The sequence below is a fragment of the Clavibacter phaseoli genome (assembly GCF_021922925.1).
Taxonomy (GTDB): Bacteria; Actinomycetota; Actinomycetes; order Actinomycetales; family Microbacteriaceae; genus Clavibacter; species Clavibacter phaseoli.
The window spans coordinates 1,355,800-1,370,909 of the sequence record NZ_CP040786.1 but is presented as its reverse complement, the minus strand read 5'-3'; the positions used below and the strand labels follow the sequence as shown (position 1 = coordinate 1,370,909).

The window sequence follows — 15,110 nt, the reverse complement described above, 5'->3', positions numbered from 1 at the left end:
CCGGATGACCACCACCTTCCCGAGCGCCGGGCGCCGCGAGCGCGGCTACGACCCGGACCAGGTCGACGCCTTCCTGCGCGACGCGCGTCGCTGCTACGACGACGAGGCCGACCGGTCGCTGACCTCCGAGACGATCCGCCGGGTGTCCTTCGACATGCGCCGCGGGGGCTACTCGGCCGCCGCGGTGGACCGGGTGCTCGAGCGCCTGGAGGACGCGTTCGCGGTGCGGGAGCGTGACCGCACGGTGGCCCGCGTCGGCGCCGAGGCCTGGAACGCCGAGGCGAGGCGCGCCGCGCAGGAGATCCTCGACCGGGTCAGCCGGCCCGCGGGGGAGCGCTTCGACCGCGCCGGGTTCCTGACCACCGGGTACGACCGCCGGGAGGTGGACCGCTTCGCGGACCGCGTGGCGAAGTACTTCCGCGGCACCAAGCCCATGAGCGTCGACGACGTGCGCACCGTGGCCTTCCACCCGCGCCGCGGCGGATACCGCGAGGCCCAGGTCGACCTCCTGCTGGACGCCGTCATCGACGTGATGAACGCCGTCCGCTGATCCGTCGGCCCCTCCTCCCCATGCGATCCGCCTGGCAGGACGCCCCCGATCCGCGTCGCGGGTCGCCATCCGGGTAACGGTTGGGTAAAGTCGTCCGGAGCCATGGGTAGACACACGAACGCACTCGCTCCTCGCCAGCCGCTCACGACCGCTCCGAGGGCCGTCCCGCGACGGCGCTCCGCGTTCTCGCGCGTGGCCGCCCCCACCATCGCGTTCGGCGCCGCCGCCGCGTTCATGCTCGTCAACGTCGTGGATCCCACGTCCGGCGCGGTCGCGAACCCGCAGTACCAGGAGTACCAGACCACCGTCGCGCAGCTGGCCCGGGCCGACGCCCAGTCCCTCACGGTCGCCACGGCCGACACCGCGGTCGAGATCGAGCCCGGCTTCGAGTCCGTCGCGGCCCCGCCGCCCCCGCCGCCCGTCGTGGAGTCCACGCCGGCCACCGGGTCCGGCTCCGGCTCCTCCGCGAAGTCGTCCGGCTCCAGCGGTGGTGGTGCCATCGCGATCCCGGATCCCGGCAGCGCCAAGGGCATCGCCCGCAGCATCCTCGCCTCGCAGGGCATGGGCGACGACCAGTACGCGTGCCTCGACTACCTCTGGACCAAGGAGTCCGGCTGGCGGGTGAACGCCTACAACCCCAGCGGCGCCTACGGCATCCCGCAGGCCCTGCCCGGCAGCAAGATGGCATCGGCGGGCGCCGACTGGCAGACCAACCCGGCCACGCAGATCACCTGGGGCCTTGGCTACATCGACTCGCGCTACGGCTCCCCGTGCGGCGCGAAGGCGCACAGCGTCCTCAAGAACTGGTACTGACCCCCGCGCCGGTCTCGGCCGGACGGCGACGCCGCGCGGGGTGCCCTCCGCGCCGGGCTAGCCTCGGAGCATGGACTACGCGGCTCTCGGCGTCGCCGGGATCGCGACCCTGGTGTCCGTCACGCTCCTCGCGCGGCGCATCGGCGTCGCCACGCCGCTCGTGCTGGTCCTCGTCGGAGTCGCGATCTCGTACCTCCCCGGCGTGCCCCCGGTCGAGGTGCCGCCCGAGCTGATCCTCGCGGGCGTCCTCCCGCCCCTGCTGTACGGCGCCGCCGTCACCGTCCCGCTCGTGGACCTCCGGCGGAACCTCCGGACGATCGTCAGCCTCTCGGTGGTCCTGGTGCTCGTGTCGGCCTTCGGGATCGGCCTGCTCCTCTACGCGCTCTTCCCGCACCTGTCGTACGCCGGCGCCCTCGCGCTCGGCGCCGTCGTCAGCCCGCCCGACGCCGTGGCCGCCACGAGCATCGCCCGTCGGCTCGGCCTGCCGCCGCGCCTCGTGACCGTCCTCGAAGGGGAGGGCCTCGTCAACGACGCGACGGCGCTCGTGCTGCTGCGCACCTCGATCGCGGCCGTGGGCGCGTCCGTCGACCTGTGGCAGGCCGCCGGGGGCTTCGTGCTCTCCGCGGTGGGCGCCCTCGGCATCGGCATCGCCGTCGGCATCGTCACCACCGAGGTGCGGCGACGGCTCGACGATCCCGTCCTCGACACCGCGATCTCCTTCGCCGTGCCGTTCGTGGCCTTCATCCCCGCGGAGGAGGTCGGGGCGTCGGGCGTGCTCGCCGTGGTGGCCGCGGGCATCTGGTCCGGGCACCGGAGCGCGTCGACGCTGTCGGCGCAGTCGCGCATCAACGAGCGGCTGAACTGGCGCACCGTGCTCTTCCTGCTGGAGAACGGCGTCTTCCTGGTGATGGGGCTGGAGCTCCGCGACATCATCGACGAGGTGCACGAGGCGGACCTCGGCGTGGGGACCGCGGTGGCGTACGGGGCGCTCACGCTCGTCGTCCTGACCCTGATCCGCTTCGGCTTCCTGGTCCCGCTGCTGCTGGGGCTGCGGCGCCACGAGGAGCACGTCGCGGCGCGCACGCGCCGGGTCAGGCGAGGGCTCGAGCGGCTCCGGCGGGAGCGCGGCGACGACCGGCCCTCGCGGCGGGAGCGGGCGGCCGCGCGGATCCTCCGACGTCGCCGCGCCGACCTGCAGGCCCTCCGCTCGCAGGGGCTCGGGTGGCGCGGCGGACTCGTGCTCGGCTGGGCGGGGATGCGCGGCGTGGTGACGCTCGCGGCCGCGCAGTCGCTGCCGTCGGGGACCCCGTACCGCGCGCAGCTCGTGCTCATCGCGTTCACGGTCGCGATCGTGTCCCTGCTCGTCAACGGCGGCACGCTGCCCGCGGTCATCCGGCTGAGCGGGATCCGCGGCAGCGACGCGGTGGAGGACCAGCGGCAGCTCGCGGCGCTCGTCCGGGAGCTGGCCGACGCCGGGATCCGCGCGGTCGACGAGGGCGTGCGGCAGCTGCCCGAGGGGACGGTCGTGGACGACGAGGTCGTCGAGCGCGTGCGCCGCGACACGGCGATGAAAGCCGAGTGGGTGACCGAGCGCGCCGACGCGATGGCGGCGGACGACGACGCACCGCTGAGCCCGCGGGCGGCGTACCTCCTGCTCCGGCGGCACGTCCTCGACGCCGAGCGCGCGGCCCTGCTCGAGGCCCGCGGCACGGGGGAGCACCCGTCGCGCGTGCTCGCCCGCGCGCAGCGCATGCTGGACCAGGAGGAGGCGCGCCTCGGCCGCCAGGCGGACGCCGGCTGACCGGACGCGTGCGTCGCGCCGCCTAGGATCGGAACATGCCGCGCAGCAATCGACCCCGGGGGAGACGCGCGCGCCAGGAGGACGACGAGGACGTGCTGACGCGCCTCCTCAGCGGCTCGCAGCACACCGAGACGCGGCGGGGCCGCGTCTGGAACGTGCAGCCCGTGTCGGCGGCGCGTGCCCTCAAGGTCTACCGCTGCCCCGGCTGCACCCTCGACATCGAGCCCGGCCACGCGCACGTCGTGGCCTGGCGCGCCGACGGCATGATGGGCGAGCAGAGCGACCTCGCCGCCCGCCGCCACTGGCACACCCACTGCTGGAAGGTCTCATGACGGACGCCGCGCCCCGCCCCATCACGAGCTCCACCGAGCTGCCCGCCAGGCGCGAGGACGTCGAGCTCACGACCGCCGACGGCCTGCGGCTCGTGGGGGAGCTCGCGCTGCCCGCGGACCGGGATCCGGTGGCGACGCTCGTGACACTGCACCCGCTGCCCACGGCGGGCGGCTTCATGGACTCGCACGTGCTCCGCAAGGCGGCGCTGCGCCTGCCCGCGATGGCCGGCCTCGCGGTGCTGCGGTTCAACACGCGCGGCACGACGTCCGCCCGCGGCACGAGCGAGGGCGCCTTCGACGGCGGGGACGCGGAGCGGCTCGACCTCGCCGCCGCCATGGACCTCGTGGCGGCGCGCGGCCTCCCCGCTCCCTGGATCGTCGGCTGGTCCTTCGGCACGGAGATCGCCCTCAAGCACGGTCGCCAGCACCCCGTCGAGGGCGCGATCCTGCTGTCGCCGCCGCTGCACCGCGCGACCGCCGACGAGGTGGCCGCGTGGCACGGCGACCCGCGCCGCCTCGTGATCCTCGTGCCCGAGCACGACGACTTCCTGCAGCCGGCCGAGGCGCGCGAGCGGTTCGCGTCCGTGCCGGAGGCGGAGCTGATCGCCGTGGACGGCGCCAAGCACCTCTGGGTGGGGGAGTCGCAGGTCTCGCGCGTCCTCACCGAGATCGTGCGCACGGTGAATCCCGCGGCGCTGCCGCTGCCGACCGAGTGGCCGACCGCGCGCTGATCCGACGCGCGGTCAGCGCTCGTTCTGGAGCGGGACGGCGACCTGGCGGATGATCAGCAGCACCGCGGCGGCGACCGGCACCGCGATGAGCGCGCCGAGCACGCCGAGGAGGGTGCCGCCCGTGAGCGCCGCGATGACCACGACGACGCCGGGCACCTTCACGGCGCGGTTCATGATGTTCGGGCTGAGGACGTACGCCTCGATCTGCATGTAGACGAGGTAGTAGACGGCCACGGCGATCCACGTGTTCATCGACTCGGGCAGCAGCACGATCTGGCCGAGCACGATGAGCGCCGAGCCGGTGATCGTGCCCACGAGCGGCAGCAGCGAGAACAGGAACGCGATGAACGCCCAGACCGCCGGCAGCGCGGCGCCCACGATGCTGAGGTAGACGAAGCTGAGGACGCCGTTGCAGAGCGCGAGGCCGACCTGGCCCATCACGTAGCGGCCGACCGACTGCGTGATCTGCTCGGCGATGTCGGCGAAGCGCGCGCGGCGGGTGGCCGGCACGAGCTTGTAGAGGCCGCTCTTGAACGAGTTGAGCGAGGCCGTGAAGTACATGGTGAGGATCACGACGATCACCAGGCCGAACAGGAAGTTGCCGATGGTGAAGGCGACGGTGATGACGTTCCCCGTGATGGCGGCGACGTTCGACGCGTTGGAGAGGTACTGGATGAGCTGGTCCGCGCCGCTCTGCACGTCGAAGACCTCGCGCGGCACGAACGACTGCAGGTTCTCGATGAACTGGTCGCCGCTCACGCTCTGCGCGTACTGCACGATCTGCGTGACGAGGGCGCTCGCCTGGTTCACGACGACGGGGATGACCGCCAGCAGCACGCCCGCGAGCGAGCCGAGCAGCACGAGGAAGATCACGAGGATGGCGACCGGGCGCGGCACGCCCTTCCGCTCGAGGAACGTCACGAGCGGGTCGATGCCGAGCGCCAGGAAGATGGCCGTGCCCACGTACGTGAGGACCGTGCCGAGCGAGACGAGCGCGCCGCCGATGACGAGCGCGGTGAGCACGCCGAGGCCGGCCAGGAGGCCGAGGCGGTAGGGGTTCTGGATCTTCACGTCGTGGGCCTCCGAGTGGGCACGCGCGGAGCGCGCGGTGCGGTCTTAGTCGTCGTCGGAGGAGGCGTCGTCCGCCTGGGTCAGCACGCCGCGGACGTTCTCGAGGTACGCGGCCACCGCCTCGCGCTCGATCCTAATGCGGTCCAGGCGCTCCTCCGCGTCGGCGACGGTCTCGCGCGCGCGGCGCTCCGCGTCGGCCACGGTCTCGCGGGATCGGCGCTCGGCGTCGGCGAAGGCGGCGCGGGCGTCGTGGTCGGCGTCCTCGCGGACCTGGCGCGCGGCATCGCGGCTCTCGACGGCGAGGGTCTCCGCCTCCTCGCGCGTGGCGGCGAGGAGCGCCGTGACCTCCTGCAGCCGCGCCTCCGCCTCGCCGAGGTAGGCGGCCGTGCGATCGGCTGCATCGCGCTGGCGGTCGGCGGCGTCGCGCGCGTCGTGGTCGCGGCGGGCCGTGATCTCGGCGTCGAGGTCGAGGTGGCCCTGCTCGATCTCCCGGCTGAGCAGCAGGCGCGCCTCGTCGGCCTCGGCCCGGATCTCGCGGCGCGTCTCGGCCGCCTCGCGTTCGAGCCGCAGGCGCTCGGCCTCGCGGCGGTCGGCCTCCAGCGCCTCGGCCTCGGCGACCTCGCGCTCGAGGGCGGCTCGCGCTGTCACGGCCTCGAGCTCGAGCTGGGCGCGCGTCGTCCGGGTCTCGCGCTCCAGGCGCTCGGTTCCCTGCGCGATGTCGCGGGCGAGGTCGGTGCGGGCCTCGTCGACGTCGCGGGCGAATTCCGCGCGCGCGGACGCCACCTCGAGGTCGAGCGCCTCGCGGGTCTCGGCGATCTCGCGCTCGAGGGCCGCGCGGGTCTCCTCCACGTCGCGGTCGAACGCGGTGCGCTCCGCCAGGATCCGGCGGTCGAAGTCGTCGCGCGACGCCTGCAGGTCCCGGTCCCAGTCGGTGCGCGCCTGCTCGATCTCGCGGTCGAGGTCGGCACGGGTCTGCTCGTCGAGCTGGGCGAGGGCGATCCGCCGGGTCTCCTCGTCGAGCCGGAGGCGGTCCTCGGTCTCCCGGACGTCGCGGTCGAGGTCGGCGCGCTCCTCGGCGACGGACTCGTCGTGGCGGGCGCGCGCGTCGGCGAGCTCGCGCTCGAGCGCACCCCGGGCGAGGACGGTCTCGCGGGCGAGGTCCGCGGCGTCGCGGCGGGCCTCGTCGGTCTCGCGGTCGACGCGTGCGCGCAGCTCCGCGACCTCGCGGGCCGCCTCGGCGCGCTGGGCGTCGGTGTCGCGCAGGGCCGTGGCGCGGAGGTCGGCCACCTCGGTGCGCGTGCGGAGGAGGAGGGCGGCGGCCTCGCGCTCGGCGTCGCTGCGGAGGCCCTCGGCGCGGTCGTCGGCGCGCTCGCCCAGGTCGTCGGCCTCGCGGCGGGCGGCGTCGAGGATGTGGGCGGCCTGGGCCCGCGCGGAGTCGACGAGGTGGCGAGCGGTCGCCTCGGCCTCGGCGCGCTGGGCGTCCGTCTCCTCCTGCGTGGCGCGGCGGAGCCGGGCGGCGTCCGCGTCCGCCTGGGCGACCAGCCGGGTGGACTGCTCCTCGGCGACGCGGAGGGTGGCCTCGAGCCGGGTGCCGAGCCCGGCGAACGTGGGGCTGCCGACCTCGTCCAGCTCGTCGCGCAGCTCCTGCTCGCTGCGGCGGAGGCGCTCGGCCTCCGCCCGCAGCTCCGCGCCCTGCTGGTTGGAGCGGATGAGCTCGCGGCGCAGGTCGGCGACGGCCCGATCGACCTCGTCGCGGTTGTAGCCGCGCATGGCGGGGCTGAACGGCGTGTCGTCGTGGGGCACGGGGGACTCCTTCGCGGGCGGCTCGCGGACGCCGGGCGGGGCGCGGCAGGAGGCGATCCTACCGAGTCGGGCCCCCGCGCCCCGGCGGGCGACCCGGTCCCGGCGGCCCGCGGAGGAGGCGCTCCCAGGGTCGTCCGGTATCCTTCGATGTCGTCGTCCGCCGCCGGTCCGCCCGGAGCACGGCGGATCCGTCGCGAGAGCACCCGTGCTCGTCGGCCGTCGCGGTCGGCACCCCGACCGCCGCGCATGCGGCCGCCGCCCGCGACGACACGAGAGGAGACACCCGTGCGATTCGTCCTGGCGATCGCGACCTTCGTGGTCGCGGCCCTCATGATCGGGCTGGGGATCGCCCAGCACACGTTCCTGGCGGGACCCGACCGCATCACGGCGGCCACGTCGTCCGCCGGCGGCGCCGCCTACACGATCGTCGACGGGGAGACGCTCAACGCGCACCCCGGCCTGCAGGACACGGTCGTCCGCGGCGACGGCGAGGTCTTCGCGGCCTACGGCCCCACCGTCGACGTCGAGGCGTGGGTGGGCAGCAGCCCCTACACGCGGATCGCGATGGACGAGCAGGGCGCGCTGACGAGCCAGGTCGTGCAGCCGGAGGCGACCACGCCGACCCCCACGCCGAGCCCCACGGCCGACGCGTCGGGGACCACCGCCGAGGCGGAGCCCACGGTGACCGATCCCCGCGGATCCGACCTCTGGCTGTCCGAGCAGACCGGCCAGGGCGAGGTCGAGCTCAGCACGCGGCTCCCGGCCGACGTCAGCCTCATCCTCGCGACCGACGGCCAGGCCGCCGCTCCGGCCGACGTCGCGCTCTCGTGGCCGTCCGAGGGCGAGTCGCCCTGGGTCGTCCCGCTCGTGGTCGGCGGCATCGCGCTGCTCGTCCTCGGGCTCGTCCTCTACCTCCTGGCGCTCCGCCACCTGCGCCGCAGCCGCGGACCGCGCCGCAACCTCCCGCCGCGCGGCGGCCCGCGCATCCCGCGGATCGGCCCGGCCGCCCGGCGCGCGGCCCTCACCGCCGGGACCGGGGCCGCTCCCGCTGCGCCCAAGGGCCGCGGTCGTCGAGGCATGATCGCGCTGCCCGTCCTCGTCGTCACCGGCCTCGCGCTGAGCGGCTGCACCGCCCAGGGCGCGCCGGCCGACATCGCGGCGGGCGCGGCCTCCACCGCCACGCCCACCCCCACCTCCTCGCTCGACGCCGCCCGCGAGGCCGAGGACGCGGATCCGCCCGTCGTCACCGAGGACCAGGCCGCGCGCATCGTGTCCCGCGTCTCCGAGGTCGCGACCGCGGCCGACCAGTCCCTCGACGCGGCCACGCTGACGCCGCGCTTCGCCGGCCCGGCGCTGCAGGAGCGCACGTCCGACTACCAGGTGCGCAAGGCGAAGCCGGATGCGACGCCGGTCCCCTCCATCCCCACGGGCGACCTCCAGCTGACCCTGCCGCAGGCGACGCTCGCCTGGCCGCGCACCGTCGCGGCGGTCGTGAAGGACCCCGACACCGACGACGCGCCCACGCTGTCGCTCACCCTCGTGCAGGACAGCCCGCGCGACAACTACCGCGTGCTGTACGTCATGCCCATCTCCACCACGGCGGCGCTCCCGGACGTGGCCCCCGCCGCGATCGGCGCGGCGCGGCTCGCGGCGGACGTGAAGCTCCTGGCCCTCCAGCCGGACCAGCTCTCCGCGGCCTACGCCGACGTCCTCAACAAGGGCGACGACAGCGAGTACGCCGACCTCTTCGACCCGACCGACGACGGCGTGCGCGCGCAGGACGCCAAGCGCAAGGTCGACTTCCCGGCGTCGATCGGCGAGACCGGCTCGGTGGAGTTCGCGGCCACGGCGGACACGGCGACGCCCGTGGCGATGTCGACCGTGGAGTCCGGGGCGCTCGTGAGCGTCACGGTCCAGCTCGGCATCGTCGCGAAGCCCACCGCCGAGGGCGCGAAGGTCAACGCGAACCCGGAGGTCCAGGCGATCACCGGGCTCACGGACTCGGCGAAGGGCTTCGACACCGTCCGCACGGCGCAGATGCTCATGTACGTCCCGCCCGTGAACTCGGGCGAGAAGATCCGCCTCTACGCGTCCAGCACCCACATCACCTCGGCCAAGGAGCTCCCATGACGAACGTGCCCCCCTCCGCCGCGAGCCTCCGCGGCGCCGTCGACCTCTCCTCGCTCGTGAACCGGGCCCAGGCGCCGGTTGCGCCCGCGGGCGGGGCTGCCGCTGCCGGCGCGCCCGCCGCCCCGGGCGTCGCCCCCGCGGCCGGTGCGCCCGGCGCCCGGCAGACGGTCGACGTCCCGGGCCTCGTGCTCGCGGCCGACGACGCGTCCTTCACGCAGTTCCTCGACATCTCGTCCGTGGTGCCCGTGATCGTCGAGCTCGTCTCGACGGGCCTCGCCTCCAGCCGGGAGCTGTCTCCCGTGCTCGAGCGCGTCGTCACCGCGCAGGCGGGCCGCGTGCTGCTCGTCCGCATCGACGTGGACCAGAGCCCGCAGCTCGGCCAGGCGTTCCAGGCGCAGACCGTCCCGACGGTCGCGGCGCTCATCGGCGGTCGTCCCGTGGGCCTGTTCGCGGGCGTGATCCCCGAGGACCAGGTGCTCGACGTCATCCAGCAGGTGCTGGAGCTCGCGCAGCAGAACGGCGTGACCGGGCAGGCCGTGGCCCCCGGCGGATCCGCCGAGCCCGCCGCGCCCGTCGAGGAGCCCCTGCCGCCCCACCACGCGGAGGCCTACGCCTTCATCGAGCAGGGCGACTACGCGTCCGCCGCGGCCGAGTACCGCACGGCCATCGCGCAGAACCCGCGCGACGCCCTCGCGGTCGCCGGCCTCGCGCAGGTGAGCCTGCTGCACCGGCTCGCCGGCACGGCGGCGGACGCTGTCCGCAGCGCCGCCGCCTCCGCCCCGGAGGACGTCGACGCGCAGCTGCTCGTCGCCGACCTCGACCTCTCCGGCGGTCACGTCGAGGACGCCTTCGACCGGCTCCTCACGCTGTTCCCGTCGCTCGACGCCGACGGCCGTGAGGCCGTGCGCCAGCGCCTGCTCGAGCACTTCGAGGTCGTGGGGCTCGAGGACCCGCGCGTCGCGGTCGCGCGACGCCGCCTCACGCGCCTGCTCTACTGACGCGCGTCCCGCCACGACGACGACGGCGCCGCATCCCTCCCGGGGTGCGGCGCCGTCGTCATGCGCGGTGCGGTGCGGTCAGACCGTGGGCACCCGCGGGGTGCCGTCGTCCGAGCCGGGGGCGTCGTCCGTCGCGGACAGCCCCTCGACGGGCGGCTGCGCGTCGGGCGACTGGGGGAGCACGGGCGCCGCGCTCGCCTCGGCGAACGGCGTGCCGTCGGCGCGGGACTCGTCCGCGTCGGGCGCCGCGTGCGCGGGCGCCTCGACCGGACGGAGGTCCGCCGGGTCCTGCCGCAGCCGCAGCCAGAGGCCGGCGAGCGGCGGCAGCGTCAGCTCCGCCGAGGCGGGACGGCCGTGCCAGCCCTCGTCGCCCGCGTGGACGGCGCCGAGGTTGCCGACGCCGGATCCGCCGAACTGCTCGGCGTCCGTGTTGAGGATCTCCTCCCACACGCCCGCCTGCGGCAGCCCCAGCCGGTAGCCAGAGATGGGCGCGCCGGAGAAGTTGTGCACGACGGCGACCTGGTTGCCCTCGCGGTCACGACGGAGGAACGCGAGCACGTTGCGCCCGGCGTCGCCCGCGTCGATCCACTCGAAGCCGGCGGGGTCGTTGTCGAGCGCCCACAGCGCGGGCGTGTCGATGTACGTCCGGTTGAGCGACCCGACGAGGTCGAACAGGGCGCGGTGCACGGGCTGGTCGAGGATCCACCAGTCCAGGCCGCGCTCCTCGCTCCACTCGGACGGCTGCCCGAACTCCTGGCCCATGAAGAGCAGCTGCTTGCCGGGGTGCGACCACATGAAGCTGAGGTAGGCGCGCACGTTGGCGAGCTTCTGCCAGTGGTCGCCCGGCATCTTGCCGACGAGCGAGCCCTTCCCGTGCACGACCTCGTCGTGGCTGATGGGGAGGAGGAAGTTCTCCGTGTACGCGTAGACCATCGAGAACGTGATCTGGCCGTGGTGGTACGCGCGGTACATCGGGTCGACCGCCGTGTAGTCGAGCGTGTCGTGCATCCAGCCCATGTTCCACTTGAGCCCGAAGCCGAGGCCGCCGTCGCTCGTGGGGCGGGTGACGCCGGGGAAGCTCGTGGACTCCTCCGCGATCATCACGATGCCGGGGTGGGTGCGGTACGCCGTGGCGTTGACCTCCTGCAGGAACGAGATCGCCTCGAGGTTCTCGCGGCCGCCGTGCACGTTCGGCAGCCACTGGCCCTCCTCGCGGGAGTAGTCGAGGTACAGCATCGAGGCCACCGCGTCGACCCGCAGGCCGTCGATGTGGAACTCCTCGAACCAGTACAGCGCGTTCGCGACCAGGAAGTTGCGGACCTGCGAGTGGCCGAAGTCGAAGACGAGGGTGCCCCAGTCCTGCTGCTCGCCGCGTCGCGGGTCGGTGTGCTCGTAGAGCGGCTGGCCGTCGAACTGAGCGAGCGCGAAGGCGTCCTTCGGGAAGTGGGCCGGGACCCAGTCCACGATGACGCCGATGCCCGCGCGGTGCAGGGTGTCGATGAGGAACTTGAGGTCGTCGGGGGAGCCGAACCGCGAGGTGGGCGCGTAGTAGCCGGAGACCTGGTAGCCCCAGGATCCGCCGAACGGGTGCTCCGCGAGCGGCAGGAACTCGACGTGCGTGTAGGAGAGCTCCTGGAGGTAGGCGACGAGCTCGCCGGCGACCTCGCGGTAGCCGAGGCCGGGGCGCCAGGATCCGAGGTGCATCTCGTACACGCTCATGGGGGAGTCGTGCGGGTCGCGCTGGGCGCGCTGCTCGAGCCACGCGGCGTCGTCCCACTGGTAGTCGCTCGTCTCGACGCGCGAGGCGGTGGCGGGCGGGACCTCGGTCATGCGGGCCATCGGGTCCGCCTTCTCGATCCACTGCCCGGCCTGCGTGAGGATCTCGAACTTGTACGAGACGCCCGGCTCGACGCCCGGGACGAAGAGCTCCCAGACGCCGTTGCCGTCGAGGCGGCGCATCGAGTGCTGCACGCCGTCCCACCCGTTGAAGCCGCCGATGACGCGGACGGCGCGGGCGTGCGGCGCCCAGACGGCGAAGGAGACGCCCTGGTACGTCCGCGCGACGCCCCAGTGCTCGCGGTGGTGGGCGCCGAGGACGTCCCAGAGGCGCTCGTGGCGGCCCTCGCCGAAGAGGTACAGGTCGAGGTCGCCGACGGTGGGGAGGAAGCGGTACGGGTCGTCGCTCGTCCAGGTGCCGCCGTCGGAGTAGCGCGCCTCGACCTGGTAGTCCTGCAGGCCGAGCACGTGCGCGCCCTGCCAGACGCCGTGGCCCACATGGGCGAGGGCGACGCGGGCGCCCGTGGAGAGGACCACCGAGACGGCCTCGGCGAGCGGGCGCAGCGCCCGGACGACGACGAGGTCGTCGCCGACGCCGTCGATCGCGACCGGGTGCTGGCCGAGGACCGAGTGCGGTCCGGAGTGGACGCCCTCGGCGACGGCGCGCAGGTCGTGGTCGGCGACCTCGGGGAGGCGGATGGGGTCGGAGGCGGAGGCGGGCGCCTCCTCGGCGGGGACGTCGTCGGCCGCGGGCACGGCGACGTCGGCGCCCTGCTCGGGGTCGGCGTCGGCGGCCGGCGGTACGACGACGTCGGCGCCGGTCGGCTCGTCCTGGGGGTCGTGCGCGGGGGTGGTGTCGGTCATGTCCGTCATCCCTTCGATGCGGTCGGGTGGACCCGGAACACGTGCACGGGGTGCGTGAACGCGTCGAGCCGGACGAAGTTGGAGGTCGACCACGTGTAGACGTCGCCCGTGAGGAGGTCCTCGACGTCGAACACGGCGTCCTCGGCGAGGCCGAAGCGGGTCGGGTCGAGGTAGACCTGGGTCTCGCGCGCCGAGTGCGGGTCGACGTTGGCGACCACGAGGATCGTGTCGGCCTCGCCCGTGCCGGTGTGCTCGGCCGCGAGGTGCTTGGAGTAGACGAGGATCGAGTCGTCGTCGCTCCAGTGCACGTCGAGGTTCCGCAGCTGGCGGAGCGCGGGGTGCTCACGGCGGATCTCGTTGAGGCGCGTGATCTCCGGCGCGATGGATCCGCCGAGCTCCTCCTGGCGGGCCCAGTCGCGCGGCTTGTACTCGTACTTCTCGTTGTCGATGTTCTCCTCGGCGCCGGGGCGCGCGACGTTCTCGATCAGCTCGTAGCCCGAGTAGATGCCCCACGACGGCGACGCGGTCGCGGCGATCGCGGCGCGGATCCGGTACGCGGCCCGCCCGCCGAACTGCAGGTACGGCGTGAGGATGTCGTGCGTGTTCGCGAAGAAGTTCGGGCGCAGGTAGTCGCTCGTCTCGTGGCTCACCTCGGTGAGGTACTCCTCGAGCTCCTTCTTCGTGTTCCGCCAGGTGAAGTAGGTGTACGACTGCTGGAACCCGATCTTGGCGAGCGTGCGCATCATCGCGGGGCGCGTGAACGCCTCGCTGAGGAAGATCGCGTCGGGCTCGTCGCGCATCACCTGGTGGATGAGGCGCTCCCAGAACACGAGCGGCTTGGTGTGCGGGTTGTCGACGCGGAAGATCTTCACGCCGAGGCCGAGCCACACGCGCATGACCCGGAGCATCTCGCGGTACGAGCCTTCGGGGTCGTTGTCGAAGTTGAGCGGGTAGATGTCCTGGTACTTCTTCGGCGGGTTCTCCGCGTAGGCGATGGAGCCGTCGGGCAGCGTCGTGAACAGCTCCGGGTGCGTCGTGACCCAGGGGTGGTCGGGCGAGGCCTGGAGCGCGATGTCGATGGCGAGCTCCATGCCGTGGTCGGCGACCGCGGCCACGAACTCGCGGAAGTCGTCGACCGTGCCGAGCTCCGGGTGGATGCTGTCGTGCCCGCCGTCGGCCGAGCCGATGCCGTACGGCGAGCCCGGGTCGTGGGGCCCCGCGGTGAGCGTGTTGTTCGGGCCCTTGCGGTTGGTCCGGCCGATGGGGTGCACCGGCGGGACGTAGACGACGTCGAAGCCCATGTCGCGGATCGCGGGGAGGCGGCGGGCGGCGGTGGCGAACGTGCCGCTCGTCCAGGAGCCGTCCTCGTGCTCGACCGCGCCCTCGGAGCGGGGGAAGAACTCGTACCAGGATCCGACGGCCGCGCGCTCGCGCTCGACGACGATCGTGCGCTCCGGCGAGAGCGTGACCAGGCTGCGGAGGGGGACGCGGTCGATCGCGCCGAGGACCTCGGGGGTCGTCGCGGCGGCGAGGCGCGCGGCGGGCGACGCGTCGGCGTCGGCGATCCCCGCGAGCGCGGCGCGGAGCAGCTCGCGGTCGGCGTCCTCGCGCTCGTCGTCGGCGGCCGCGCGCTCGAGCGCCTCGGCGCCGAGGGCGAGCATCACGTCGACGTCGAGGCCCGCGGGGACCTTGATCTCCGCGTTGTGCAGCCACGTGCCGAAGTCGTCGGACCACGCGCTCACGCGCCAGGTCCAGACGCCCTGCGTCTCGAGCTGGGCCGAGGCGATCCAGCGGTCGAGGCCGGGCTTCGTGGCGTCGAGCGCCATGCGGTGCGAGGTGACGGCGCCCGTCGGGTCGGTGAGGAGGACGTCGGCGCCGATGAGGTCGTGGCCCTCGCGGAAGATCGTCGCGCCGAAGGGCACGACGTCGTGGACGAAGCTCTTGGCGGGCCAGAGGTCGTCCTCGATCTGCGGGGTGAGCGACAGGATCGGGATGCGGCCGATGACGGGGACGTAGTCGTCGTCCTCGGGCTCGGCGGCCGGCGTCGACTCGGCTGCCGGCGTCGGCTCGGCTGCCGGCGTCGGCTCGGCTGCCGGCGTCGGCTCGACGGGGCGCTCGGGCTCGGGCGCCGGCGCGGCGACGGGTGCCGCATGACGGGGCGCGGACGGCGCGGCGGTGACGGGCTCCGTGGCCGACGCGGCGGGGGTCGGCTCGGGCGTCGGCTCCGCGGCCACGGGCGCT

At 74.2% G+C, this 15,110-nt stretch carries 11 protein-coding genes; 7 read left to right on the top strand and 4 right to left on the bottom strand.

Annotation, left to right across the window (positions count from 1 at the left end; genetic code table 11):
• Positions 1–4 precede the first annotated feature (4 nt).
• The 5 genes from FGI33_RS06355 (at position 5) to FGI33_RS06335 (ending at position 4,227) form a co-directional block, all read left to right on the top strand.
• A complete protein-coding gene (locus tag FGI33_RS06355; RefSeq protein ID WP_119435247.1) occupies positions 5–550 on the top strand; it encodes a DivIVA domain-containing protein in 546 nt (181 codons plus the stop codon).
• Between the two features lie 192 nt (positions 551–742).
• Positions 743–1,363 (top strand): lytic transglycosylase domain-containing protein, encoded by a 621-nt coding sequence (locus tag FGI33_RS06350; RefSeq protein ID WP_237582406.1) that lies wholly within the window; start codon positions 743–745, stop codon positions 1,361–1,363.
• A gap of 70 nt (positions 1,364–1,433) precedes the next feature.
• A complete protein-coding gene (locus FGI33_RS06345) occupies positions 1,434–3,164 on the top strand; it encodes a cation:proton antiporter (protein ID WP_237582405.1) in 1,731 nt (576 codons plus the stop codon).
• A 35-nt stretch (positions 3,165–3,199) separates the two neighbouring features.
• On the top strand, positions 3,200–3,496 hold the full coding sequence (locus tag FGI33_RS06340; RefSeq protein ID WP_045527577.1) for a hypothetical protein: 297 nt from the start codon (positions 3,200–3,202) through the stop codon (positions 3,494–3,496).
• Positions 3,493–4,227: an alpha/beta hydrolase gene (locus FGI33_RS06335; RefSeq protein WP_119435116.1), complete on the top strand. Its 735-nt coding sequence runs from the start codon at positions 3,493–3,495 to the stop codon at positions 4,225–4,227. The genes FGI33_RS06340 and FGI33_RS06335 overlap by 4 nt, the downstream gene beginning before the upstream one ends.
• A gap of 12 nt (positions 4,228–4,239) precedes the next feature.
• Here the strand turns inward: FGI33_RS06335 and FGI33_RS06330 are convergent, their stop codons facing one another.
• Positions 4,240–5,298 carry an AI-2E family transporter gene (locus FGI33_RS06330; RefSeq protein WP_119435117.1) on the bottom strand — a complete coding sequence of 353 codons (1,059 nt, stop codon included), beginning with the start codon at positions 5,296–5,298 and terminating at the stop codon, positions 4,240–4,242.
• A gap of 45 nt (positions 5,299–5,343) precedes the next feature.
• Positions 5,344–7,101, bottom strand: coding sequence for a coiled-coil domain-containing protein (locus FGI33_RS06325; RefSeq protein WP_237582404.1), 1,758 nt, complete (start codon positions 7,099–7,101; stop codon positions 5,344–5,346).
• Between the two features lie 285 nt (positions 7,102–7,386).
• On the opposite strand from FGI33_RS06325, the gene FGI33_RS06320 reads away from it, so the two are divergent.
• Together FGI33_RS06320 and FGI33_RS06315 are read left to right on the top strand one after the other, a co-directional pair.
• Positions 7,387–9,231 (top strand): DUF8094 domain-containing protein, encoded by a 1,845-nt coding sequence (locus FGI33_RS06320; RefSeq protein ID WP_237582403.1) that lies wholly within the window; start codon positions 7,387–7,389, stop codon positions 9,229–9,231.
• Positions 9,228–10,229, top strand: coding sequence for a tetratricopeptide repeat protein (locus FGI33_RS06315; RefSeq protein ID WP_119435522.1), 1,002 nt, complete (start codon positions 9,228–9,230; stop codon positions 10,227–10,229). Before FGI33_RS06320 ends, FGI33_RS06315 begins: the two co-directional genes overlap by 4 nt.
• Before the next feature lie 78 nt (positions 10,230–10,307).
• Here FGI33_RS06315 and glgB read toward each other — a convergent pair whose 3' ends face one another.
• Both glgB and FGI33_RS06305 read right to left on the bottom strand, forming a co-directional pair.
• Complete coding sequence (gene glgB / locus FGI33_RS06310; protein ID WP_237582402.1) at positions 10,308–12,878, bottom strand: 1,4-alpha-glucan branching protein GlgB; 2,571 nt, start codon at positions 12,876–12,878, stop codon at positions 10,308–10,310.
• Positions 12,875–15,103, bottom strand: coding sequence for an alpha-1,4-glucan--maltose-1-phosphate maltosyltransferase (locus FGI33_RS06305; RefSeq protein WP_474198190.1), 2,229 nt, complete (start codon positions 15,101–15,103; stop codon positions 12,875–12,877). Before FGI33_RS06305 ends, glgB begins: the two co-directional genes overlap by 4 nt.
• Positions 15,104–15,110 lie beyond the last annotated feature (7 nt).

Excerpts from the sequence above, each read along its gene's own strand:
- glgB (WP_237582402.1), bottom strand. The coding sequence starts at position 12,878 with ATGACGGACATGACCGACACCACCCCCGCGCACGACCCCCAGGACGAG.
- FGI33_RS06345 (WP_237582405.1), top strand. The coding sequence starts at position 1,434 with ATGGACTACGCGGCTCTCGGCGTCGCCGGGATCGCGACCCTGGTGTCC.
- FGI33_RS06315 (WP_119435522.1), top strand. The coding sequence starts at position 9,228 with ATGACGAACGTGCCCCCCTCCGCCGCGAGCCTCCGCGGCGCCGTCGAC.
- FGI33_RS06355 (WP_119435247.1), top strand. The coding sequence starts at position 5 with ATGACCACCACCTTCCCGAGCGCCGGGCGCCGCGAGCGCGGCTACGAC.
- FGI33_RS06340 (WP_045527577.1), top strand. The coding sequence starts at position 3,200 with ATGCCGCGCAGCAATCGACCCCGGGGGAGACGCGCGCGCCAGGAGGAC.
- FGI33_RS06335 (WP_119435116.1), top strand. The coding sequence starts at position 3,493 with ATGACGGACGCCGCGCCCCGCCCCATCACGAGCTCCACCGAGCTGCCC.